This window comes from Candidatus Poriferisodalis sp., from assembly GCF_965208895.1.
GTDB lineage: Bacteria > Actinomycetota > Acidimicrobiia > Acidimicrobiales > Poriferisodalaceae > Poriferisodalis.
Map to the genome: position 1 here is coordinate 356,065 of NZ_OZ242363.1, position 22,131 is coordinate 378,195.

Genomic DNA, 22,131 nt, shown 5'->3' on the forward strand with positions numbered 1-22,131 from the left:
TGTGCCGTCCGCAGTGCGTCCACCTGCGGCGATCTCACGATACGAGCATCACCGCCGAGCGCGCCCGGCGGTACCTGTCGACGCGTGATCTAGCCAGCAGGTGCGGGAGCGGAACCCTGCTGCACCAGCTCGGCTAGCGGGTCGCCGCGGCGGAAGCGGTCGAGCAGCACATCAGCGTCGAAGAGCACCCCGATCGGGTTCTCGGCGAAGACCGGCCCGTTCATGAACTCGATGCACTCTTCCATCGTGGCGAAATTCTCGACCTGGAACTCCACACCGTTGCCGTCGGGATCGGCGTAGTACATCGAGGTGGTCGGCCCGTGGTTGATTGTGCGCACCGGCATGATGTCGGCGGTGCGCAACCGCTCGTAGTGGTCCATCAGGTCACTGAAGCTGCCCATCGAGTACGCAATGTGCTCGAGCGTGCCCTTGCGCGACTCGTAGCGACCCGGCTGGCCCCGGTTGACGAATGCCATCCGGTGATGTTCGTCGTCGTAGGAGATGAAGCAGATGAACTCGTTCTCATGGACGACCTGTGCCGCCAGCACGGTGCACCACCAGTCGCGCGCCGCCGGAATGTCGTCGGTGCGAAACACGCAATGAGCCATCTTGGTCGGCAGGCGAACGTGCGGCACGTCGGTTCGCGAAGACATGGCAACCCCTCCGGTATGGCCGCTCAGCCCCGATGCGGCCCAGCCGCCACCACAGTACCGAGAAGTACTCCGCCGGGTTTCTTCGTGACAGACTCGGCGCTCGTGCAGAGGGTCATCGCGTTGGACATGGAGGGCGTGCTGACGCCCGAGATCTGGATAGCGGTGGCTCAGCGCACCGGGATCGACGAACTCAGACGCACGACCCGTGACGAGCCGGACTACGACGCGCTGATGCAGTACCGGATCGACGTGCTGAACACCCACGACGTGTCGCTCGATCAGATCCGCGAGGTCATCGCAGAGCTGCCCCTGTTGGAGGGAGCGCGAGAATTCCTCGACGAGCTCCGCCACCGTTGGGTCGTGGTGCTGCTCTCGGACACTTTCGAGCAATTCGACGATCATTTCTTGGAGCTGATGGGTTACCCGCACCTGCTGTGCCACCGGCTCGACGTGGTCGACGGGCGTTTGGCGGGCTGGCGACGCCGGGCGAACGACGCCAAGCGCCGCGCCGTCGAGGCATACCGCGCGCTGAACTACCACGTGACCGCCGTCGGTGACTCCTACAACGACCTCACCATGCTGCGGGCAGCCGATGTCGCGAGCCTGTTCCGATGCCCCGAGGCAGTGGCCGAGGCGAACCCGGACCTGCCTGCGGCATTCACCTACGACGAGTTGATGCGTTGGATCGAGAGCGTGCAGGTGCCTGCATCAGAAAGCGGCTGCTGCACTTGACGCCCCCGACGCTGATCCGCCGGTGCAACCCCGCAAGGCAAATGGGCGGCGCGGATACGCTGCGATCCACATGTTCTGACAACTACTAGGGACGGAGCAAAGCAATGGCGATCGAAGTCGGCGACCAGATTCCCGATGTGACGCTGCGAGTACTGGACGATGGCGGCATGCCAGCGCCGGTGCAATCCAGCGAGATGCTGGGCAGCGGCAAGGTGGTGCTGTTCGCAGTGCCGGGCGCATTCACGCCTGGCTGCAGCAACGTCCACCTGCCGGGTTACGTCGAAGGCGCTTCCGAGCTTGCCGGCAAGGGCGTCGACAAGATCGTCTGCGTTTCGGTGAACGACGCTTGGACGATGGGTGCCTGGGCGCAGGCCCAAGGTGCCGAGGGCATCGAGATGGCTGCTGACGGCAACGGCGAATTTGCCGAGGCCATGGGCCTGGTCATGGATGGCTCGGGCTTCGGCCTGGGTTCTCGCTCGCGCCGGTACGCAGCGGTCATCGAGGACGGCACGGTCACGGCGCTCGAGGTGGAGCCCGGAGGCGACATCGAGGTGTCGAGTTGCTCTTCGATCTTGGGGAAGCTCTGATCCGCAGCAGACCACTGCGGGAGTGCGGCGCCTGGGAACGGGTGCCGCAACACGCATGACAACCGACACGGCGAGCGCTGACGATGCGGTTACATCGGCAGTGCACTTCGGTTTCGATGTCGGCGGCACGAAGATCTTCGGCGTGGCGGCCGATGGCAGCGGCGAGCTGCAGCGGACCCTGCGCGAGCCGACGCCTCACGGCGCCGAACCGTTGCTGAGGACGCTTGCGGCCATGGTGGCCCAGCTCGGGGCCGGATCCGGCCCGGTGTCGGTCGGCGTCGGGATGGCCGGCCTGATCACGATCGACGGTCGCGTGACGGTCTCGCCGAACATCGTCGGAGTCGACGGCGCCGACATCGGCTCGGGACTCAGCGAGATGCTGGGCCTGGATGTGTTTCTTGACAATGAGGTGAACTGCGCCGCCCGTTGGGAACTGGCCTCTGGAGCCGCGCGGGGTGTCCGCAACGGCGTCATGGTGGCGCTCGGCACCGGGATCGGCGGCGCATTCATGCTCGACGGCGCCGTGTTGCGAGGCTCGGGTGGGCTGGCCGGGGAGCCCGGCCACATGATCGTCGAGGCGGATGGTCGCCGCTGCGCGTGCGGGCGGCGGGGATGCTGGGAGATGTATGCATCCGGCTCCGCGCTGGCACGGATTGCCGCCGAGCGGCTGGGCACCGAGGTCACCGGTCCGGCGGTCACTGCTGCGGCACGTCGCGGGGATGCTGCGGCACTCGACGTGCTGGAAGAGTTCAGCTACTGGCTGGCGCTGGGCATCTCGAATCTGTGCATCTTGACCGACCCCGAAATGGTCGTGATCGGCGGCGGCCTCAGCGAGGACTGGGATCTGCTGGCGCAATCCGCCGAAGCGCACGTGAACGCGCTGCTCATCGGACGGTCCGCTGACTCGCGTCCAAGAATCGTGCCCTCCCAAGCAGGCGAGATCTCTGCGGCGCTCGGCGCCGCCATGGGCGGAGCGCAGGGCCACAGCGCCGCGATGGGCGGCGCACAGGGCCACAGTGCTGCCGCAGGCGACGGCCTTCCTCACGTGACGTGAGACTCCTGCGCACGGCCGTGCTGGTGCTGTTGACAGCAGCGGCTGGTCTGCTGCCCACGGTGGCGGCCCTGCGCATGAACGCATCGGCTGACGATGCAGCGGAGTACGCAGCATCGCTGCGTACTCCCGTTCTTGGGCCTGCGCCCGACGACAGTGCCGAGCCCGGACCGTCGGCGCTGCCGCTGCTGCGGGCCGAGCGCGCACCCGATGCACTGTGGCGAGCGGCGCAGGAGCATCACATCGGCACCGAGATGACCGCGTTCAGCTCGGACTGGCCCGAGCCGCACTGCCTCGCGATCTCGATTGCCGGCACCGAGGTGTTCTCGAGCAATCCCGACCCGGTGATCCCCGCATCAGTACAGAAGCTCATCACCGCCGCAGCAGCGCTGGCCGTCGTCGACCCCGATGAACGGCTCGTCACTCAGGTGCTGACCGATGCCGAGATCGTCGACGGCACCCTCGACGGCACCGTCTGGGTCGTCGGCGGCGGCGATCCGCTGATCATGACCCAGTCGTACGCAGATTCTCACCGCCGCCAGCCGCAACTCCGCACGCCGGTGGAAGACCTTGCCGACGAACTCCTCGGGCTCGGCATCGAGACGCTGCGGGGCAATCTCATCGCGGATGAGTCTCGTTACGACACGACACGGTTTCCCGAGACGTGGCCGCAGCGTTACATCACCCAGCTCAACAGCGGCCCGCTGTCTGCGCTGAATCTGAACGACGGCATCACGGGCTTCACGACGACGCTGTCTGCTGCGGAACACCCGGCACGCTGGTTTGTCTCCACCTTGGCCGACCTGCTGCGGGTTCGGGGCGTCTCGGTGGACGTCGAGATCGGCGTGTCGGCGACGCCGAGCGGCATGAACGAGATCGCTCGGCTCACGTCGCCGCCGCTGGTGGAGATCATCCAGCAGATGCTGCGCGAGAGCGACAACACCACCGCCGAGCTGATGTTGCGCGAGATCGGCCTGCGAAGTGCAGGAGAGGGCACCACCCCAGCGGGCGCTGCTGCCGCAGAGCGGATCGTGTCAGACCTGCTGGCGGACCGGTCACGTCCCGCGGTGGTGGACGGTTCGGGATTGGATCGTCAGAACATGGTCACCTGCGGCTTCCTCGTCGCGCTTCTCGATCATTTCGGCACCGAGAGCGAATTCGCAGCAGGGCTGCCGGTTGCGGCGCGCACCGGGACGCTCTCGCACCGCTTCGCCGAACATCCTGCGGCCGGGCGGCTGCATGCGAAGACCGGTCTGCTGCGGGGTGTCAACGCCCTGGCCGGGTTCATCGAGACCGACAGCGGCACGGTGACGTTCGCCCAGATGCTCAATGGCGTGCCGCCCGAAGGTCGTGTCGGCTTGGACCTGCAGGAGTCATTGGTCGGCCAACTCCTGCGCTACCCGGTGGGCGACGTCACCGCCCTGCGAGGATTGGCCCGTGGCTCTGCCTGATGACGCACGCGAACGTGCTCTTTCTGATGACGCACGCGAACGTGCTGTGCCCAATGACGCACGCGAGCGTGCGATGTTCCCGCTCGGGTCGCCGCTGCTGCCGGGGGGCGTGCTGCCGCTGCACATCTTCGAGCCCCGGTACCGGGCGCTCGCGCGGCGGTGTACCGACACTTCCGAACCCTTCGGCGTCGTGATGATCGAACGCGGCAGCGAGGTCGGCGGCGGCGACGTGCGTGCCGATGTTGGATGCCTGGCCGCCATCGTCGAGCACCAGGAGCTGCCCGACGGGCGCTGGATGATGATCGCCGCCGGCGATCGGCGGATCCGGGTGGTCGAGTGGCTGGCGGACGATCCCTACCCCAGGGCACTGGCCGCCGACTGGCCCGACGAACCCGCCGAGGTGGCCGCAACCGAGCGGCAGGCCGCCGTCGCTCGCCTGCGCCGCCTGCGGGCGCGTGCGTCAGAGATCGGTGCCATCGGGGTCACCGCGGCCGAATCGGCTGCCGTCGACGATCAGCTTGCGAGCCTGGCCATGACGCCTGGCGACGCTTCGGCCTGGTCGTTCCAGCTCGCGTCGCTCGTGCCTGCCGGCCCGTTCGACCGCCATCAGATGCTGTGCTCGCCCGATCCTGCCCGCCGGCTGGCGGTGATCGGGGAGGTCCTCGACGGCGTAGAAGAACTGCTGGGCGAACGGTAGCGTCGCCCCACGGGCGGGGGCGGCCCGCTCATGTCGAGTGGCGACTTGTGCGGGAGCCGGCTGCACCCTCGCAGCGTGTGCCCCAGCAGACGGGACCTGAGCGAACTGTGCCTCGACGAGACTCCGGCCTGCGAGCCGAGATTTCCGAACTCTTCGAGATGCTCCGGGCCTATGCCGTCCAAGAGACGGTGGGCCCGCTGCGCGGGCTCGGCCGGTACTTGCTGTTCGGGCTTGCCGGCGCTTTGGGGGTCAGCTTGGGCGTTGTGCTTGCGACGCTGGCACTGGTGCGCGTGCTGCAGGCAGAAGCCGGCATCTTCAATGCGAACTGGTCGTTCGTCCCGTACCTGGCAGGTGTCGCCTTTCTCGTGCTGGCGATCCTGGCGCTGATTCGGGCGGTGCGGCCGGGGCGCAACGGTGCCGCAGCAGACCTCACCGCACCGAAGGCCGATGAGCACGCCACAGGCGATGACGATGACTGAGGGCAACGGGGGACTCATGACCGGTTCGGGCACAAATGGCCAGCGCATCACGCCGTCGGACATCTCCGGGCGCGTGCGAGAGATCATGGGCGGGGCGGGCGATACGGTCGAGCAGGTGTCCAGCGCCGCCGTCGCCGTGGCCGCAGCGCTCGGCACGGGCCTGGTGCTGGCTGCGTTCTTGTTCGGCCGCCGCCGAGGGCGCCGTCGCAGCACGCTCGTTGAAGTCGTACGGGTATAGGCCCACCAGCGTGAAGGTCAACGTGATACCTCGGCGCATGGGCGCCCGTGCTGCGGACGCACTGTGGCGACGGGCGCGCAGCGGCAGCGGGGTGTGGCTGGCGGCGGCGATCGTCGCCAGCGGGCTGCGGCTGTTGCGTCGCATCGCCAAGCGCGAGCGAGAAGTGGTGTTTCAGAGCGAGCTTGCGGCTGGCGAGCAGCTCGTGATCCGTCTGGTGCAGCGCGGCGAAGGCGACGACCTGCCCCCAGCGGAGGGCACGTGAGCCAGGCGTCGGCTGCATCGCAGCCGGCCGAGCTGCAAGCCGGCGAGACCGTGCTGATGATCGACAGCCGCCAGCGCCGCTACCTCGTGACGCTGCGCGAAAGCGGCGAGTTCCATACCCACGCAGGAGTCGTGCAGCACGACGCGATCATCAACTCGCTCGAAGGCTCGAAGTTCCGCACCGGTTCGGGGGCACGGTTCGTGGCAGTCCGTCCCACGCTCGCCGATCACGTGCTGAAGATGCCGCGCGGGGCGCAGGTGATCTATCCCAAGGACCTCGGCGCGATCTTGATGCTGGCCGATGTCCGGGCGGGCATGGAAGTCTTCGAAACCGGCGTGGGCTCGGGCGCACTGTCGGCAACGCTGCTGCGCACGGGTGCGTCGGTCACCGGGTACGAGCTGCGGGAGGACTTTGCCAATCGGGCGCTGAGCAACGTCGAGGCCATCGCCGGACCTGGCGCACTCGAGCGCTACGACGTCCAGCTTCGCGATGCTTACGACGCCGTGGAGGGGCCACGGAATTCGGCCCAGCCGGGCTCCGCAGCCGGGTTGGGGTGCTTCTATGACCGGGCCGTGCTCGACATTCCCGAGCCGTGGCGCGTCGCGGTACACCTGCCGGGCCGGTTGCGACGCGGCGGGATTGTCGTGGCCTACAACCCGTCGGTGACCCAGGTGCAGCAGTTGCGCCGCACGCTCTCAGACGGACCTTGGGCCCTGATCGAGACCATCGAAGTGCTGCACCGCAGCTGGCACGTCGAAGGAGCGTCCGTGCGACCCGATCACCGCATGATCGCCCACACCGGCTTCTTGACGCACGCTCGATTGATCGAGGCGTGACGGGCCTCGCGGCAACTCCACACATCAGAACCCGAACCCGTGCGCGCAGTGCGTCGGCCGTGGCGCTGTGCGTGGCGCTGTGCGCGCTGATGCTGGCGTTGACATTGGCCGGCTGCGCGCCCGATCCCGACGATGCCGGACTTGCGGGTCAGCCCCCAGAGCCCGTCGCGACCATCAATAGTGTTGACGGACCGGTGTGGCTTGGTGCACCGCCGACGGCGGTCACGATCGACAACGAAACGCTCGACGAGATCTCTCGAGCGGTAGTGCCGCTGCGAGCGAGAGGCTGCGGGCCCGTCTCGAACGGCACGGCGTTTGCCGTCGCCTCGGGATTGCTGATCGGAGCTGCCCACGTCATCGCAGGGGCATCAGCAGTAGAGATCGATGTCGTCGCGGGCGAGTCCGCAACGGCAGTGTCGTTCCCAGTGGAGGTGGTGGGATTCTCCGAAGCACGGGATCTCGCCCTGCTCCGCACGGCTGCCCCGGTGCCGCCGCTGGGCGTCGATCGCGGCCGGCTCGGAGCGATCACGGCCGTGCTCGGCTATCCCGCGGGGGCCTCGCTCGAGGTGTCGCCTGCCCGTATCGAGCACTACGTGTACGCAAGCGGTCTGTGGGGTGACGGCACCCGAAGACGTGTGTATGTACTGGCGGCCGATGTTCGTGCTGGACAGTCGGGTGGACCTCTTGTCGATCAACAGGGAAGCGTCGTCGGTGTCGCCTTCGCCGCGGTGCCGGGGCTTGCCGATATCGGCTTCGCGCTCAACCGCGACGAATTGATGGGCTTCCTCGTTTCGTCGGGAGTCGAGGCCCGGATCGACTACCTGGGCCGCACCGTGGTCAGGGCCAAGCCTGAGGAGCTGCGCGAGGTACCGAACGGAAGGTGTGCGCTGCGTTGAGGCTTACGCCTCAATCCGCGTTTGATGCTTCAGCGAGGCTCACGCCTCGATCTGTGCTTGTCGCTTTATTGAGGCTTACGCCTCAATCCGCGTTTGATGCTTCACCGAGGCTTACGCCTCAATAAAGATGCACTCCCCGGGGCACTCTTCGGCGGATTCGATCACGGCGTCGAGCTGGGAGTCGGCGAACTCTGCGAGACCTTCGACGCCACCCGGTTCGGCGAATACCTTGTCGCCTTCCTTCACGTAGGCAAGACCATCGTCGAGCAGCGTGAAGACATCTGGTGCGATCTCTTCACAGAGCCCGTCACCGGTGCACAGATCCTGATCGATCCAGACCTTCATGGTGTAGCGACCTTCCTATGGAGCGGCTCGACCGGGGGAACCGAGCCAACTATGAAATCTACCGAATCGGCGCGCTCACTGCACGGCACTGCGGTGCAACGCACCCGCGGCCGGGCTGCGAACGCGGCCGCGCGTCGCGTCGAGACAACGGTGTCAGGGTAGTGTCAGCCGCGCATGGACCAGAGCGACGACGAGCCACGGCGCAGCAATGCGGGCGACGCGGGCGAGCTCCGCAGCCGCATGCGCGCGCTCGAAGAAGAGGTCACCTTGCTGCGGCGCAAACTGGCCGACACACCCGCCCGGGTCAGCACGCTCGAAGAGCGCCTGCTGGAGGCCAAGGGGCAGCTGTCCGCTGCAGTGTCGCAGAACGAGAAGCTGACTTACACGCTGCGTGAGGCGCGCGAGCACATCGCTGCGCTGCGAGAAGAAGTGGACAAGCTGACCCAGCCGCCTTCGGCCTACGGAACGTTCCTGTCCCGCAACGACGACGGCACCGCAGATGTGCATGCCAGCGGCCGCAAGATGCGCGTCGCCTTGCATCCCGATCTCGCCGGCACCGAGCTCGTCGAGGGCAGCGAAGTGGTACTCAACGAGTCCTACAACATCGTGCTGGCACGCGGTCCCGAGACCTCGGGCGAGGTGGTCACCCTCAATGAGGTGCTCGAAGACGGATTCCGAGCGCTAGTCACCGGTCGCGCCGACGAGGAACGCATCGTGGAACTCGCCGGCGATCTACGGGATCAGCCGCTTCGATCGGGCGACAACCTGCTGCTCGACGTGCGCTCCAACATCGTGCTCGAGCGCCTCCCGCGACCCGAGGTCGACGATCTGCTGCTCGAAGAAGTTCCCGACGTCACCTACGAGGACATCGGCGGGCTGGACACCCAGATCGAGCTCATCACCGATGCGGTGGAGCTGCCCTACCTGCACCAGGACCTGTTCCGCACCTACGACCTGCCGGCGCCGAAGGGCATCTTGCTGTACGGCCCGCCCGGGTGCGGCAAGACGCTGATCGCCAAGGCGGTCGCCAACTCGCTGGCGGCCAAGGTCGGCGAGGTGTCGGGCCAGCAGGGCGCCCGCAGCTTCTTCATCAACATCAAGGGCCCCGAACTGCTCAACAAGTATGTGGGCGAGACCGAGCGCCAGATCCGGCGCATCTTCGAGCGGGCGCGCGAGAAGGCCTCCGAAGGCTGGCCGGTGATCGTGTTCTTCGACGAGATGGAGTCACTGTTCCGCACCCGCGGCAGCGGCATCAGCTCCGACATGGAATCCACCGTGGTGCCGCAGCTACTGGCCGAGATCGACGGAGTCGAGGGCCTGCGCAACGTCATCGTGATCGGTGCCTCCAACCGCGAAGACCTCATCGATCCCGCGATCCTGCGGCCTGGACGCCTCGACGTGAAAATCAAGATCAACCGGCCTGACGAGCAGGCGGCACTGTCGATCTTCAGCACCTACCTGACGCCGAAGCTCCCGATCGACCAGATGGAGGTGGCCGATCTGGGCGGGGGAGACCCCCACAAGGCCGTGCGAGTGATGATCGAGCGCACCGTCGACGAGATGTACCGCCCCGACGACCTCAATCGTTTCTTGGAAGTCACCTACCAGAACGGTGACAAGGAAGTGATGTACTTCAAGGACTTCGCGTCGGGAGCGATGATCGAGAACATCGTGCGGCGGGCCAAGAAGAACGCCATCAAGCGTTCGCTGGCCACCGGCAGCAGCGGCATCCGGTACGACGACCTCATGGGCTCCATCCGCCAGGAGTTCCGCGAGCACGAAGACCTGCCCAACACGACCAATCCCGACGACTGGGCCAAGATCTCCGGCAAGAAGGGCGAGCGGATCGTGTTCATCCGCACCCTCGTCGACCCCGACGACAGCGAGGCGCTCGGCGGCCGAGCCATCGAACGGGTACAGACCAGCCAGTACCTCTAGAGTCCGGGGCGGTGGCGGTTCACAAGGTCGTTGGCATCGAGACGGAGTTCGGGATTCTCCATCGCTGCAACGGCGACTCCAATCCCGTTGCGGCGTCGTCGATGATCATCAACGCCTACGTCAACGGGTTCTTGTGCCAGCGCGTCAGCTGGGACTTCGAGGACGAGCAGCCGGGCATCGACGCGAGAGGCTTCAACGAGTTCGACGCGCTCGCCCCCGAGATCGAAACGCACCTGGTGAACGCCGTGCTCACCAACGGCGCCCGCTACTACGTCGACCACGCGCATCCGGAGCTGTCGACGCCGGAGTGCTCTGACGCACGCCAATGCGTCGTCTATGACCGGGCGGCGGAAGAAATCCTGATCCGCTCCATGCAGGCTGCGAACAATCTCTTGCCCGACGACGAAGAGCTGGTGATCCACAAGAACAACAGCGACGGCAAAGGCAACAGCTACGGCTGCCACGAGAACTATCTGTTGGACCGTGACGTTCCCTTCGGCAGGATCGTGACGCACATATTGCCGTTCTTCGTGACCCGCCAGATCTTCTGCGGGGCCGGCAAGCTGGGCAACGAGGTGCCGATGGTCGACCGCTCGCCGGCGCCGTTCGGAGACCGGCCGTTCCAGATCAGCCAACGCGCCGACTTCTTCGAGGAGGAAGTCGGTCTCGAGACGACGCTGAAGCGACCCATCGTCAACACTCGCGACGAGCCGCACGCGGACACACGCAAATACCGGCGCCTGCACGTGATCGTCGGCGACGCCAACATGAGCGAGGTCCAGACGTACCTGAAGCTCGGCACAACCTCGCTCGTGCTGGCCATGATCGACGACGACTTCGTGTCCGAGCCGCTCACCCCGCTCGTTCCGGTCGCGGCGCTCCGCCAGGTGAGTTTCGACACCGCCTTGTCGGGACTCATCGAGCTGGTCGACGGCCGCCACATGCGTGCCATCGAGATCCAGTGGGAATACCTGGAGCTTGCCCGCAAGTACGCACAGAGCCACGGTCTCGATCCGGTCGGCGGCGACGACATCGGCAACGACATCTTGGACCGCTGGGAAGGCATGCTCACCGGGTTGGAATCGGATCCGATGAGCCTCGCGACGCAACTGGACTGGGTCGCCAAGCTGCGTCTGTATGAGGGGTTCGCCGGGCGCCACGACCTCGACTGGGACGATCCGAAGCTGGCCGCCCTCGACCTGCAGTACCACGACCTGCGCCCGTCCAAGTCGCTGGCGCGGCGCGTGGGCCTCGAGCGCATCACCACCGACGACGAGGTGAACGAGGCCGTGTCGGTGCCGCCGCCGACGACACGCGCCTATTTCCGGGGCCGCTGCCTCGAGAAGTTCGGCGAGGAGATCGTGGCCGCCAACTGGGACTCGATGGTGTTCGACATCGGGACGGATCCGTTGCGCCGGGTGCCGATGCTCGAACCGCTGCGAGGAACCCGGACCCACGTGGGTAACTTGTTGGACGAATGCCGCGACGCAGCCGAGTTGCTGCGACGGCTGGGCAACTAGCGGGTCCCCTTCAGGCGGCAATCGGAACGCTCACGCATTCGAGACCAGGCAACCGAAACCGGAGGAGGCCCGAGATGGCAGAACGCGAGCAGGTGCGACGGTCGGCTCCGAGGGAGACCACCGACACCACACATACCGACACGGCGTCGGAAGGGGCAACCGAACTGAAAGCCGAACTCGACGATCTTCTCGACGAGATTGACGATGTGCTCGAGACCAACGCCGAAGAGTTCGTGAAGAATTACGTGCAGAAAGGCGGCGAGTGAACCCCATGCCGTTCTTCGCCCCAGGCGATGATCCCGGGGCGAGTTTTCTCGAACTGCTGCGACGTACAGGCAACGAGCCGTTTGGCGACCTCGCGCAGGTCGCTGCTGCCGAGGGCGGCCTCGGCTCCCTTGAGGGCTCCCACGCCACCACCGTGCTCGCCGTGCGCAGTTCCGGCGGCGTGGTCGTAGCGGGGGATCGGCGGGCCACGAGCGGGCATCTCATCAGTCATCGCGATATGCGCAAGGTGTTTCCCGCGGATTCCTACTCGGCCGTCGCCATAGCCGGTGCGGCGGGCCCAGCGGTGCAGATGGTCCGCCTCTTCCAGCTGCAGCTCGAGTACTACGAGAAGATCGAAGGCAAGCCGCTGAGCTTGGAGGGCAAGGCGAATCAGCTTGCCGAGATGATCCGGGCGCACCTGCCCCAGGCAATGCTCGGCCTGCCAGTGGTGCCGATCTTCGCCGGCTTCGACCCTGCTGACGGGCGAGGCAGGCTGTTCCAGTACGACGTGACCGGGGGCCGCTACGAGGAGCAGGACTACGCCACCGCAGGTTCGGGCAGCCTGCACGCGGGAACAGTCCTCAAGCTCGGGTTCCGCGACGACCTGAGCGAGCCGGACGCTCTGGCCCTCAGCGTGCAGGCGCTGTGGCACGCCGCTGACGAGGACAGCGCCACCGGCGGGCCTGACCCGGTGAGGGGCATCTATCCGGTGCTCGCCGCAATCGGCCCCGACGGCTTCCGCCAGCTCGACGATGCGGAATCAGGCGCGGTCTTTGCGGCGCTGCAAGCTGATCTCGCCAGCGGCGGGAGCGGCGGAGGGTCGTCTGCCCGTACAGGCGAGGTGCCGCGATGAGCATGCCCGGGCTGTATGTCAGCCCTGAGCAGCTCATGCAGGACCGTGCGGACTACGCCCGCAAGGGAATCGCCCGAGGTCGCTCGCTGGTGACGCTCGAGTACGACGGCGGCATTGCCCTGGTGGCAGAGAACAACAGCGCGACCCTGCGCAAGGTGTCGGAGATCTACGACCGGATCGCGTTCGGCGGCGTCGGCCGCTACATCGAGTTCGACCAGCTGCGCGTTGCCGGCGTCCGTCATGCCGAGTTGAAGGGCTACCAGTACTCACGTTCAGACGTCGAAGCCCGCAGCCTCGCCAACCAGTACGCGCAGATGCTCGGGCAGTTCTTCACCCACGAGCTCAAGCCGCTCGAGGTCGAGATCGTGGTCGTCGAGGTCGGCAGCGGCGACGAGGCCAACCAGCTCTACCGGATCCAGTACGACGGGACCGTGATGGACGAGGAGACGTACTGCTGCATCGGCGGCGATGCCGATGCAGTGCGCGAGCGAGTCGCTGAGGGCTACGACCCCGAATTCGATGCCGACGCAGCCATCGGGCTGGCCCGCGCCGCGCTAGCGGGGCCCGAACGCGAGATCACCGCGCCGGATCTCGAGGTGGCCCTGCTCGAGTCGATTGTTCCCGACACCACGCACCGCCGCCGGTGCTTCCGGCGCCTCGACGACGCCGAGGTGGAAGCTGCGCTCGGCGACGACGCTGCAGAACCCGAAGACAGCGCTGATCAGGAAGATTCTTAGGGGCGAAGTACGGTGAGCGTCGTGCAGCGGCGCATCATGGGTCTCGAGAACGAGTACGGGGTCACCTGCACGCTGCGGGGGCAACGACGGCTGAGCCCCGACGAGGTGGCGCGCTACCTGTTCCGCCGGGTGGTCTCGTGGGGGCGGTCGAGCAACGTGTTCCTGGCCAATGGCGCCCGCTTGTATCTCGACGTCGGCAGCCATCCCGAGTACGCCACTCCTGAGTGCGATTCGGTCTATGACGTGGTGTGCCACGACCGTGCGGGCGAGCGGATCCTCGAGCAGCTCGTCGCCAGCGCGACCGAGCGGCTGGCCGAAGAAGCCTTCAACGGCACGATCTTCCTGTTCAAGAACAACACCGACTCAGCCGGCAACAGCTATGGCTGCCACGAGAACTACCTGACCAGCCGCGCCGACGATTTCTCGAACTACGCCGAAGTGCTGATCCCGTTCTTGGTCACGCGCCAGATTTACGCCGGGGCAGGCAAGGTGCTCAACACCGCCAAAGGCGCCCGCTACTGCATCACCCAGCGAGCCGAGCACATCTGGGAAAGCGTGTCGAGCGCAACCACCCGCAGCCGCCCGATCATCAACACCCGTGACGAGCCCCATGCCGATGCCGAGCGATTTCGCCGCCTGCACGTCATCGTCGGCGACTCGAATATGAGCGAGTACACGTCGTTCCTCAAGATCGGCGCGGCCGCGCTGATGCTGCGCATGCTCGAAGACCCCGAAGTGGTGCTGCGCGACATGACGCTGGAGAACCCGATCCGTGCGATCCGCGAGATCAGCCACGACATCACCTGCCGTCGCAAGGTGCGGCTCGCGAACGGACGCGAGGTCAGCGCTGCGGACATCCAGTCTGAGTACCTCGAACGGGCTCTGCGCTTCGCCGAGACCAATGACCTCACCCCCGAGGAGTCGCGTGCGCTGGGCATGTGGGAGCACGCCATGACAGCGATCAACGACGACCCGCTGAAGCTGGACCGGGAGGTGGACTGGGTCATCAAGCACAAACTGCTCACGGGCTACGCCGACCGCCATGCGACCGGCTTCGATGACCCCCACATCGCGTTGCTCGACCTGCAATATCACCACGTTCACTCGAAGCGGGGTGTCTTCTACCTGATGCAGCGCGCCGGCCACGTGGAGCGGATGCTCGAGGAAGCTGACGTCAGCCGGGCAATCGAGGAAGCGCCGCAGACGACGAGGGCTCGACTGCGCGGGGCGTTCGTTCGTGAAGCCAAGGCGCGGCGCCGCGACTACACCGTCGACTGGGTACACCTCAAGCTCAACGACCAAGCGCAGCGAACCGTGCTGTGCAAGGACCCGTTCCGCTCCCACGACGAGCGGGTCGACAAGCTGATCGAGTCGCTGTGATGGGTGCGGTGACACGCAATGTGACTCTCCGGATTCCGCTGCGGAGCGCCGTCCGGCGCCGACACCCAGCCGGCTGAAGGCGCCAGATGCCGCGCTTCGCGCGCCTGGGGGCCGCTGAAGTGCGCGACGTCAGGCCTGGACTGCAGCGGATGAAACTCTCCGACGGGAGTGAGGCGTACGCGCTGACGGATTTCTGCGGCCCGGTTGCGGTCGGTGATGAGCTGCTCGTGAACACCTCGGCGATCGACCTGGGCCTCGGCACCGGCGGCGCCCATGTCGTACATACGAATCTCAGCGCGCCGTACGAGGGCGCCGGCGGCGTGGGCCGAGTGATGAAGGCCCGATACCTTGCCGAGCAGCTGCCCGTTGATGCGTACGAGGAAGCTGCACCTGAGGGAGCTGCACCTGAGGGAGCTGTAACTGGGGAAGCTGCATTTGACGAGGCCGCGGCGTTGGAGCTGCCCTCGCTGGCGGGCACGAGGGTCGTGCTGTGCGTGCTGCACAGCCACGCGCTGGCGCTGGCTGCCACGGTCTGCGACGCCACAGCCAACGCGCCGGGCTACGTCATGACCGACGGCGGAGCACTGCCGTTCGTGCTGAGCGATCTGGCCGCGGCGTGCCTCGAACGGGGCGCGATCGCGGCGGCCGTGAGTGCTGGGCAGGCCTTCGGCGCGCCCATCGAGGCAGTCACGGTCGCCTCGGGAGTTGCAGCACTGGCGCAACGGCAGATCGAACGTGTGGTGGTCGCACCCGGACCTGGGCACCTCGGCACCGCCAGCTCGCTGGGCTTCTCGGCGCTGGACCTAGCCGGCCACGCGGCAGTGCTGGACCGGCTCGGTGCGGCGACGGCGCTGGCGGTGCGTGCATCATCGGACGACGAGCGGGAACGTCACCGGGGCGTCAGCCACCACACCCGAACCGTCGCGACGCTGTCTCCGCAGCGCACGGTGGTGCCGGTGCCCGCCGGCGCGGCGAGCACGCCTGACGACGCCGGGTGGATCACCTCCTTGGGCGAGCGGGCGGTGTGGTCCGAGCCCGTAGCGGTGAACGATGCGCTCGCTCGCATGGACCTGCAGGTCACATCGATGGGACGCCCGCTGGCGGACGATCAGCAGGCATGCATCTGGCTCGGTGCGGCGGCGGCATGGCTCGCGGAGACATCATGAGCTCTCCCGGCGCGGCTGACGGCGAGTCTGACGCCGAAGATCGGAATGCACCCGCGGTCCAACCAGATGAACCCAGCGGTGCCGACCTCGGTGGCGGGGTGAGGGGCGCACCCGGCATGCGGGGCAGACATCCGCGACCGCACCGGCCACCGCGCGTGCGGCGAGCCATGAGCCAGCGCTCGCGCAACCTGCTCTCGTGGGGGTGGGTGCTGGCGACGGCGGTCGTGCTGGCGCTTCTGATGCGGACGTTTCTCATCGCCGCATTCTTCATTCCGTCTGAATCGATGGAGCCGGTGCTCGCGGTCGGCGACCGGCTGCTGGTCTCCAAGCTCAGTTACCGCATCGGCGACCCCGATCCCGGCGACGTCGTCGTGTTCCGGACCCCGGAATCGATGCGGCCCGCACAGACCGCCGAGCTCATCAAGCGGGTTGTGGCAGTAGGCGGGCAGAGGGTCGGAGCAGAGAACGGACGGCTCGTCGTCGACGGGCTGCCGGTGACCGAGGACTACCTGCCGGCCGACGTGTACACCCGCGACTTCGGTCCGCTCGGGGTGCCTGCGGGCTACGTGTTCGTCATGGGAGACAACCGCGGCTCGAGTCAGGACAGTCGCGTCTTCGGACCGGTGGCCGAGAGCGAGATTGTCGGTCGAGCGTTCGCGCGTTTCTGGCCTCCCAACCGGCTCGGCGGCTTGTAGTTCTCCAACGGCACTGGGTCAGCACGACTGGGCCCGGGCATCTGATGGGGCGATGCCGGCCAGCAGGCGGTCGACGTGATCGCCATAGAGACCGTCGAGGCCCATGTTGCGCAGCCCCGACGCCAACCGTGTGTGCTGGACGTCCCATCCGAAACAGAAGCGCTCGAACCGGTGGAAGAGAGCTGCGAGGCCGCCCGTCCAGTCCTTGGCGGGCAGGTTGATCGCGTCGATGCCGCCGTCGGCCATCGCAGCGGCCCGGCGCTCGGGGCCTTCCTTCATGCGGCGGACCCGGGTGGAGTCGACGATGTGGGCAGTGGTACGGCCGCGCACGTCGACGAGCAGGTCCCAGTCTCCATGGCACAACCAGAGGCGGTCTTCTGCGCTGGCGGCGCGGGCGACCTCAATGACGGCGTCGGCTGCCGCGGGGTCCTTCAGGTCGACAGACAGCTCGAAATCGGTGCCGCATGTCTCGTACAACTCCGCCAGCGTGGGGATGTCGGGGCCGATGCGCTCCCGCTCGAACGAGCTGAACGGGCGGCGAACGCCGCGGTGCCACACGACGCCGTCGTGGTCGAGCATGGGATGACCGTCGCGGCTGAGCCACACGTCGGTCTCGAGGCCGGTCGCCCCCATGTCCAGAGCCGTGGCAAACGTCGCGAGGGCATTCTCTGGGCCATGAGCCCGCCCGCCGCGGTGTGCGAATGCAATCGGGGGCGTGCGCAGTGACGGCAATGGCTGCGGGGGCACACCTCTATCGTGCCATTCATGTCGACGTTGTGGCTGCTGCCGATCGTTGCCTTCGGCCTGCTCGCCGCCGTCAGCGTGGTCATGATCCGGCGGCTGGCACACGAGCTGCGAGCGACAGCGCAGAGCTTGGCGTCGATCGCGGAGGCAGCCGCGGAGGTGCGCGCCGACGTCGTGCGTGCACGCACCGCGATCGACAGCCTCGATGTGCCGTCGCTGCGCCAAGCCACCGCCGAGCGGGCACTGGGGCTGGCCCTGCGATGGGCCGCTCGCCGAGTGCTGCCGCTGTGATGCGACGACCGATGCCGCCTGCACGATCAGCCAAGCCGGAAGACGGCAGAACCGCCGCGCAGGGCCGGGGTTCTACCATCGAACCGTGAGCCTGCAGCCCAACGAGGTGCTGATCATCGCGCTCGTGGCGCTGATCGTGCTGGGCCCCAAGCGGCTCCCGGGGGCCATCCGCAGCATCGGTCGGGCATTCCGGCAGGTGCGTGAGTTCTCCACGAATGTGCGCCAGGAGATGGACGCCACGCTGTCGCCGCCGATCGTCGAGACCACCACGCCGACTCAGCCGGACAGCGACGCCGAAGCGTCCGGCACGCCGGCTCGGCCCGTCGACGATGCCGAGGCGCCGGGCGAGACTGTTGCTGAGGTGCCGGATCGACCAACCAGCGACGGCGCTGCGTGAGGCTCTGGTTGCGGCGCCGGCCGCGGCCGGCGGTGATGGGCTTTTGGGATCACATCGCCGAACTGCGCAACCGGCTCATCTGGAGCATCGTGGCCATCGGGCTCGGCATGGTCGTCGGGCTCATCGTCTACGACTGGCTCTTGGAGTCGATCTTCCTGCCGCCCTATTGCCGGGTGCTGGAAGCTCGTGACGCTCCCGCAAGCGTGCTGGGCGACTCATGCAGCCTGGTCATCACCTCGCCGCTCGAAGGATTCCGCACGCGCATCAAGGTCTCCGCCTACCTGGGTGTCGTGCTGGCAATGCCGGTGCTGCTGTGGCACCTGTGGCGGTTCATCACGCCGGCGCTGGATCGGCGGGAGAAGCGTTGGGCGGTCCCGTTCGTCTTCGCGGGGTGCGTGCTCTTTGTGTCCGGTGCGGTGCTCGCGTACTTCACCTTCGAGCGGGCGCTCGAGTTCCTGATCTCAGTCAGCGGCGACGTTGTCGACCCGCTGCTGGGGCCGGGGGCCTACCTGGGACTGGTGACGTTCATGATGCTGGCCTTCGGCATCGGATTCGAGTTCCCGATCGTGCTGATCTTCGGCCAGCTTGCGGGAATCGTCACGCCCTCCCAGCTCAATCGGGCCCGCCGCTACGCCATCGTCGGCATCGTGGCCGGCGCAGCGATCATCACACCGTCGGGGGATCCGGTCACACTCGCGGCGCTGTCGGTGCCGCTGTACGTCTTTTATGAGTTGTCGATTCTCGTGGGGTACCTGATCCTGCGGCGTCGCAGCGGCGGCGTCCCGCTGCGCCGACGCTTCCGCCGGTCGCCCCCGGCGGGCGACGAGCGCCAGGCGGGGGAGCCGGCGCCGTGAACCCAGCCGCCGGGCCGGCCGCCGCCGTCGACGGGTCCCGCACGCCACGGATGTTCGAGGACCTGCTGGCGGCCCGCGGCATCTCTCCCGACGGCTTTCAGGCCGAGGCGTTCGCAGCGCTCGATGAGGGCGGCTCAGTGCTGGTGGCTGCGCCGACGTCATCGGGCAAGACGCTGGTTGCCGAGTACGCCATCGCAGCGACCCTCGAGGCCGGCAAGCGAACGGCATACACCACGCCCACCAAGGCGTTGTCGAACCAGAAGCTGCGCGAGCTGCGCGCCTGGCTGGGGGCTGAACGGGTGGGCCTGCTCACCGGCGACAACGTGATCTTCCCTGACGCCGACGTGGTGGTCATGACCACCGAAGTGCTGCGCAACATGATGTACGCCGGCTCGAGCCACGTCGCCCAATTCGGGATGGCCGTGCTGGACGAGGTCCACTTCCTGCAGGACCCGTACCGGGGAGCCGTCTGGGAAGAGGTCATCATCAGCACGCCGCCGCACATGCGGCTGGTGTGCCTGTCGGCCACGGTCAGCAATGCCGACGAGCTAGCAGCATGGATCGAGGCCACCGCCGGCGGCTGCACCGCGGTGGTGTCCGCCGAGCGGCCGGTGCCCCTCGAAGATCGCTACCTGATCTTTGAGCGGTACAGCCGCCGCCTCGTCGACTTGCCGACCTTGCGGGACGGGCGCCCGAACCCCGAGATCGAGCGCTTGGTGGAACAGCCGCATTCCCATTCGGGCGGCCACCGCCGCCAGCGCCGGGGAGGCGTGCGACCGGCCCGGCCGCGGCGCGCTGAGATCGTCGAGCATCTGGCTGCGACTGCCAGGCTGCCGGTGATCGTCTTCGTGTTCTCCCGCCAGGGCTGCGACGATGCGGCGCAGACGCTCGCCGCTGAGGGAGCAGCGTTCCTCGACGCTGCCCAACAGCATCAGGTGCGCCAGATCGCGGTTGCCCACACGGCCGATCTCGACCCCGGCGACCTTGAGGCACTGGGCTACGAAGGATGGCTGGACCGGCTCACCGCCGGCGTCGCCGCGCACCACGCAGGGTTGATTCCCGCGTTCAAGGAAGCCATCGAAGAGTGCTTCTCGGCGGGGCTGCTGGCCGTCGTGTTCGCAACCGAGACACTCGCAGTGGGCGTGAACATGCCTGCCCGATCAGTGGTGATCGAACAGCTCAGCCGGTTCCGGGGAGACGGTTTCGCACTGCTGACGCCGGGCGAGTACACCCAGCTCACGGGCCGCGCCGGCCGTCGCGGGATCGACGAGGTGGGCTACGCGTACACGCTGTGGCACCCCCAGACGGCCTTCGGTGAGGCGGCACGGCTGGCGGCGAGCAACGACTTCGAGCTGGAGTCCTCCTTCCGGCCGACGTACAACATGGTCGCCAACCTCATCGCCAGCCGGACGCGGGATTCCGCGGTTGAACTGCTGCAGCGGTCGTTCGCCCAGTGGCGGGCCGATCGCCGCATCGGCGAGTGGACCACAGCGCTGGAAGTCGAGCGCAGAGCGCTGCGCGAGGCCCGGGCGCGATTGAAATCGATGGGCGGCGGCCGCGGCCGCTCCTCGGGGCACGGGCGAGGTCGCGCGCCGAACTCAGGGAGGCATCGGCACCCCAGGCCCGCAGACCGGCGCACCGACCGGGCACTCATCGACGCAGAGCGGAACGCCGAGCGTGTCGGGGCCCGAGTGAGCCGTCTGAAGGACCGGATCAAGCTTGCCAAGGGAGGCCTGGCCCGCCAGCTCGACGCCACGAACGAGGTGCTGAACATCTTCGGCTGCGCAGACGGCTGGTCGCTCACGGAGACGGGCGACCGCCTGCGGGCCGTCTTTCATGAATGCGACCTGCTGACGGTGCTGTGCCTGCGTGAGGGCGTGTTCGACGGCGTGGGGCCGGCTCGACTGGCGGGGCTGGTGTCGGTGCTGACCTATGAGCACCGCAGCAGCCAGCCGCCGCCGGCGCCTCGCTTTCCCGACGGCGACACACGCGAGCGGGCGGCGCGCATCGCCGAGCTGGCGGCACAGATCAATCGCGCCGAGCGCCAGCACAGCGTGGTCGTGTCGCGCGCTCCAGATGCGTCGTTCTTCGCGGTTGCCCACGCCTGGGCGCAGGGGCGGGCCTACGCCGACCTGTGGCCCGGCGATCCCCAGGGCGACCACGTACCGGCCGCTGGTGATTTCGTGCGCCAGATGCGCCAGCTCATCGACTTGGTTGACCGCATCGCGGAAGTCGCCTCTGAGCGCGACACACGGCGCGCCGCCGCGGGCGCCCACACCGCACTCGATCGCGGGGTGGTCGCCGCGGCGACCCGAGTTTCCGATGGGCGTGTCGGCGGGCCGGTGACGGCCGCGCCGGGAGACGGTTTCGTCTCGCTGCCCGTGGTGACCCGTACTCGCAGGCTCTCATGACGGTCCGGCGCAACCAGCCGTGGGGAACCGCAGGCGCCCTGGCTGAACGAGCGCCGATTGCCATGAGCAATGCCGAATTGCGCGTCGCGATCGCGCGCCAGCGATCCGGCGATGCGCCGGCGATGCCGATCGGGTTGACCGGCGGCGACCTGTGGCGGGTGGTGGGCGCACCAGCGGGCGGGGCCGATCGCTTGCGCAGTGAACGTGCTCGAACAGCGCCGATCGATCTCATCGAGGTGAACGCCGATGGCGAGACGCACTGGGCGTGCATCGGGGCTGTCGCGCGCAACTCGTGGTGGCGCGGTCCGGTGGTGGCCGCCATGAGCGCCGAGGCTTTCGGGAGGTGGCGCCTGGCACCGGCCGCCCACCCCAACGACGGGCGACTGCATGTGCTCAGCACCGGTGTGGATCAGCCCGCGCTCGGCTTGGCGCAGCGGATCCTCGCCCGCCGCCGGCTGCGCTCGGGCACCCACGTGCCGCATCCGGCGATCGCCGTGCGGCGGGTGCAGCGCGCGCAGTACCTGTTCGACCGGCCGCTGGGGCTCTGGCTCGACAACGAGCGCGTCGGCCGATGCCGCGAGCTGACCCTGACCATCGCGCCCGACGCCGCAGTGATCGTGTTCTGATCCGGCGGGAAATGCTGCGTATCCGCGC

At 67.6% G+C, this 22,131-nt stretch carries 26 protein-coding genes; 23 read left to right on the top strand and 3 right to left on the bottom strand.

What is annotated here, in order from left to right; genetic code table 11:
• Positions 1-89: 89 nt before the first annotated feature.
• Complete coding sequence (locus ACOGJB_RS01665) at positions 90-653, bottom strand: VOC family protein (RefSeq protein ID WP_419839101.1); 564 nt, start codon at positions 651-653, stop codon at positions 90-92.
• Positions 654-755: 102 nt separating this feature from the next.
• Here ACOGJB_RS01665 and thrH point away from each other — a divergent pair, with 102 nt between their 5' ends.
• From thrH to ACOGJB_RS01715, 10 genes are all read left to right on the top strand, one after another.
• Positions 756-1,385, top strand: a complete 630-nt coding sequence (gene thrH, locus ACOGJB_RS01670) for a bifunctional phosphoserine phosphatase/homoserine phosphotransferase ThrH (protein ID WP_419839102.1) — start codon at positions 756-758, stop codon at positions 1,383-1,385.
• A 104-nt stretch (positions 1,386-1,489) separates the two neighbouring features.
• Positions 1,490-1,972 carry a peroxiredoxin gene (locus ACOGJB_RS01675; protein ID WP_419839103.1) on the top strand — a complete coding sequence of 161 codons (483 nt, stop codon included), beginning with the start codon at positions 1,490-1,492 and terminating at the stop codon, positions 1,970-1,972.
• A 55-nt stretch (positions 1,973-2,027) separates the two neighbouring features.
• Positions 2,028-3,026 (top strand): ROK family protein, encoded by a 999-nt coding sequence (locus tag ACOGJB_RS01680; protein ID WP_419839104.1) that lies wholly within the window; start codon positions 2,028-2,030, stop codon positions 3,024-3,026.
• The gene (gene dacB / locus ACOGJB_RS01685) at positions 3,023-4,474 is read left to right on the top strand and encodes a D-alanyl-D-alanine carboxypeptidase/D-alanyl-D-alanine-endopeptidase (RefSeq protein ID WP_419839105.1); all 1,452 of its coding nucleotides are present in this window, start codon (positions 3,023-3,025) and stop codon (positions 4,472-4,474) included. Before ACOGJB_RS01680 ends, dacB begins: the two co-directional genes overlap by 4 nt.
• Positions 4,461-5,171: an LON peptidase substrate-binding domain-containing protein gene (locus ACOGJB_RS01690; protein ID WP_419839106.1), complete on the top strand. Its 711-nt coding sequence runs from the start codon at positions 4,461-4,463 to the stop codon at positions 5,169-5,171. The genes dacB and ACOGJB_RS01690 overlap by 14 nt, the downstream gene beginning before the upstream one ends.
• A 77-nt stretch (positions 5,172-5,248) precedes the next feature.
• Entirely contained in the window at positions 5,249-5,650 is a 402-nt protein-coding gene (locus ACOGJB_RS01695; protein ID WP_419839107.1) for a hypothetical protein, read from the top strand.
• The gene (locus ACOGJB_RS01700) at positions 5,643-5,888 is read left to right on the top strand and encodes a hypothetical protein (RefSeq protein ID WP_419839108.1); all 246 of its coding nucleotides are present in this window, start codon (positions 5,643-5,645) and stop codon (positions 5,886-5,888) included. The genes ACOGJB_RS01695 and ACOGJB_RS01700 overlap by 8 nt, the downstream gene beginning before the upstream one ends.
• Before the next feature lie 10 nt (positions 5,889-5,898).
• Entirely contained in the window at positions 5,899-6,150 is a 252-nt protein-coding gene (locus tag ACOGJB_RS01705; RefSeq protein ID WP_419839109.1) for a hypothetical protein, read from the top strand.
• The gene (locus tag ACOGJB_RS01710; RefSeq protein ID WP_419839110.1) at positions 6,147-6,986 is read left to right on the top strand and encodes a tRNA (adenine-N1)-methyltransferase; all 840 of its coding nucleotides are present in this window, start codon (positions 6,147-6,149) and stop codon (positions 6,984-6,986) included. The genes ACOGJB_RS01705 and ACOGJB_RS01710 overlap by 4 nt, the downstream gene beginning before the upstream one ends.
• 59 nt (positions 6,987-7,045) lie before the next feature.
• A complete protein-coding gene (locus ACOGJB_RS01715; RefSeq protein WP_419839111.1) occupies positions 7,046-7,882 on the top strand; it encodes a S1 family peptidase in 837 nt (278 codons plus the stop codon).
• 111 nt (positions 7,883-7,993) lie between these two features.
• Here ACOGJB_RS01715 and ACOGJB_RS01720 read toward each other — a convergent pair whose 3' ends face one another.
• Entirely contained in the window at positions 7,994-8,227 is a 234-nt protein-coding gene (locus ACOGJB_RS01720; protein ID WP_419839112.1) for a ferredoxin, read from the bottom strand.
• A 174-nt stretch (positions 8,228-8,401) separates the two neighbouring features.
• On the opposite strand from ACOGJB_RS01720, the gene arc reads away from it, so the two are divergent.
• The 8 genes from arc to lepB all read left to right on the top strand — a co-directional run bounded on the left by arc (position 8,402) and on the right by lepB (position 16,780).
• Entirely contained in the window at positions 8,402-10,165 is a 1,764-nt protein-coding gene (gene arc / locus ACOGJB_RS01725; RefSeq protein ID WP_419839113.1) for a proteasome ATPase, read from the top strand.
• 11 nt (positions 10,166-10,176) lie between these two features.
• Entirely contained in the window at positions 10,177-11,685 is a 1,509-nt protein-coding gene (gene dop / locus ACOGJB_RS01730) for a depupylase/deamidase Dop (RefSeq protein WP_419839114.1), read from the top strand.
• A gap of 74 nt (positions 11,686-11,759) precedes the next feature.
• Complete coding sequence (locus ACOGJB_RS01735) at positions 11,760-11,951, top strand: ubiquitin-like protein Pup (protein ID WP_419839115.1); 192 nt, start codon at positions 11,760-11,762, stop codon at positions 11,949-11,951.
• A gap of 5 nt (positions 11,952-11,956) precedes the next feature.
• Positions 11,957-12,802, top strand: coding sequence for a proteasome subunit beta (gene prcB / locus ACOGJB_RS01740; protein WP_419840656.1), 846 nt, complete (start codon positions 11,957-11,959; stop codon positions 12,800-12,802).
• Entirely contained in the window at positions 12,799-13,539 is a 741-nt protein-coding gene (gene prcA, locus ACOGJB_RS01745; RefSeq protein WP_419839116.1) for a proteasome subunit alpha, read from the top strand. Before prcB ends, prcA begins: the two co-directional genes overlap by 4 nt.
• Before the next feature lie 21 nt (positions 13,540-13,560).
• Positions 13,561-14,919: a Pup--protein ligase gene (gene pafA / locus ACOGJB_RS01750; RefSeq protein ID WP_419840657.1), complete on the top strand. Its 1,359-nt coding sequence runs from the start codon at positions 13,561-13,563 to the stop codon at positions 14,917-14,919.
• A gap of 149 nt (positions 14,920-15,068) precedes the next feature.
• Positions 15,069-16,085 carry a DUF3866 family protein gene (locus ACOGJB_RS01755; RefSeq protein ID WP_419839117.1) on the top strand — a complete coding sequence of 339 codons (1,017 nt, stop codon included), beginning with the start codon at positions 15,069-15,071 and terminating at the stop codon, positions 16,083-16,085.
• Positions 16,082-16,780, top strand: coding sequence for a signal peptidase I (gene lepB / locus ACOGJB_RS01760; RefSeq protein WP_419839118.1), 699 nt, complete (start codon positions 16,082-16,084; stop codon positions 16,778-16,780). The genes ACOGJB_RS01755 and lepB overlap by 4 nt, the downstream gene beginning before the upstream one ends.
• An 18-nt stretch (positions 16,781-16,798) precedes the next feature.
• On the opposite strand, the gene ACOGJB_RS01765 is transcribed toward lepB, so the two are convergent.
• Positions 16,799-17,527 carry a glycerophosphodiester phosphodiesterase gene (locus ACOGJB_RS01765; RefSeq protein WP_419839119.1) on the bottom strand — a complete coding sequence of 243 codons (729 nt, stop codon included), beginning with the start codon at positions 17,525-17,527 and terminating at the stop codon, positions 16,799-16,801.
• Positions 17,528-17,545: 18 nt separating this feature from the next.
• Here ACOGJB_RS01765 and ACOGJB_RS01770 point away from each other — a divergent pair, with 18 nt between their 5' ends.
• The 5 genes from ACOGJB_RS01770 to ACOGJB_RS01790 all read left to right on the top strand — a co-directional run bounded on the left by ACOGJB_RS01770 (position 17,546) and on the right by ACOGJB_RS01790 (position 22,103).
• Positions 17,546-17,815 carry a hypothetical protein gene (locus ACOGJB_RS01770; protein WP_419839120.1) on the top strand — a complete coding sequence of 90 codons (270 nt, stop codon included), beginning with the start codon at positions 17,546-17,548 and terminating at the stop codon, positions 17,813-17,815.
• Between the two features lie 85 nt (positions 17,816-17,900).
• Positions 17,901-18,212 (top strand): Sec-independent protein translocase subunit TatA/TatB, encoded by a 312-nt coding sequence (locus tag ACOGJB_RS01775; protein ID WP_419839121.1) that lies wholly within the window; start codon positions 17,901-17,903, stop codon positions 18,210-18,212.
• Complete coding sequence (gene tatC, locus ACOGJB_RS01780; protein WP_419839122.1) at positions 18,209-19,066, top strand: twin-arginine translocase subunit TatC; 858 nt, start codon at positions 18,209-18,211, stop codon at positions 19,064-19,066. Before ACOGJB_RS01775 ends, tatC begins: the two co-directional genes overlap by 4 nt.
• On the top strand, positions 19,063-21,477 hold the full coding sequence (locus ACOGJB_RS01785; protein WP_419839123.1) for a DEAD/DEAH box helicase: 2,415 nt from the start codon (positions 19,063-19,065) through the stop codon (positions 21,475-21,477). Before tatC ends, ACOGJB_RS01785 begins: the two co-directional genes overlap by 4 nt.
• On the top strand, positions 21,474-22,103 hold the full coding sequence (locus ACOGJB_RS01790) for a hypothetical protein (protein WP_419839124.1): 630 nt from the start codon (positions 21,474-21,476) through the stop codon (positions 22,101-22,103). Before ACOGJB_RS01785 ends, ACOGJB_RS01790 begins: the two co-directional genes overlap by 4 nt.
• Positions 22,104-22,131: the final 28 nt, after the last annotated feature.

Excerpts from the sequence above, each read along its gene's own strand:
- prcB (WP_419840656.1), top strand. The coding sequence starts at position 11,957 with ATGCCGTTCTTCGCCCCAGGCGATGATCCCGGGGCGAGTTTTCTCGAA.
- prcA (WP_419839116.1), top strand. The coding sequence starts at position 12,799 with ATGAGCATGCCCGGGCTGTATGTCAGCCCTGAGCAGCTCATGCAGGAC.
- ACOGJB_RS01675 (WP_419839103.1), top strand. The coding sequence starts at position 1,490 with ATGGCGATCGAAGTCGGCGACCAGATTCCCGATGTGACGCTGCGAGTA.
- ACOGJB_RS01735 (WP_419839115.1), top strand. The coding sequence starts at position 11,760 with ATGGCAGAACGCGAGCAGGTGCGACGGTCGGCTCCGAGGGAGACCACC.
- ACOGJB_RS01700 (WP_419839108.1), top strand. The coding sequence starts at position 5,643 with ATGACTGAGGGCAACGGGGGACTCATGACCGGTTCGGGCACAAATGGC.
- ACOGJB_RS01665 (WP_419839101.1), bottom strand. The coding sequence starts at position 653 with ATGTCTTCGCGAACCGACGTGCCGCACGTTCGCCTGCCGACCAAGATG.
- ACOGJB_RS01790 (WP_419839124.1), top strand. The coding sequence starts at position 21,474 with ATGACGGTCCGGCGCAACCAGCCGTGGGGAACCGCAGGCGCCCTGGCT.
- ACOGJB_RS01770 (WP_419839120.1), top strand. The coding sequence starts at position 17,546 with ATGTCGACGTTGTGGCTGCTGCCGATCGTTGCCTTCGGCCTGCTCGCC.
- lepB (WP_419839118.1), top strand. The coding sequence starts at position 16,082 with ATGAGCTCTCCCGGCGCGGCTGACGGCGAGTCTGACGCCGAAGATCGG.
- ACOGJB_RS01680 (WP_419839104.1), top strand. The coding sequence starts at position 2,028 with ATGACAACCGACACGGCGAGCGCTGACGATGCGGTTACATCGGCAGTG.
- ACOGJB_RS01720 (WP_419839112.1), bottom strand. The coding sequence starts at position 8,227 with ATGAAGGTCTGGATCGATCAGGATCTGTGCACCGGTGACGGGCTCTGT.
- ACOGJB_RS01755 (WP_419839117.1), top strand. The coding sequence starts at position 15,069 with ATGAAACTCTCCGACGGGAGTGAGGCGTACGCGCTGACGGATTTCTGC.
- arc (WP_419839113.1), top strand. The coding sequence starts at position 8,402 with ATGGACCAGAGCGACGACGAGCCACGGCGCAGCAATGCGGGCGACGCG.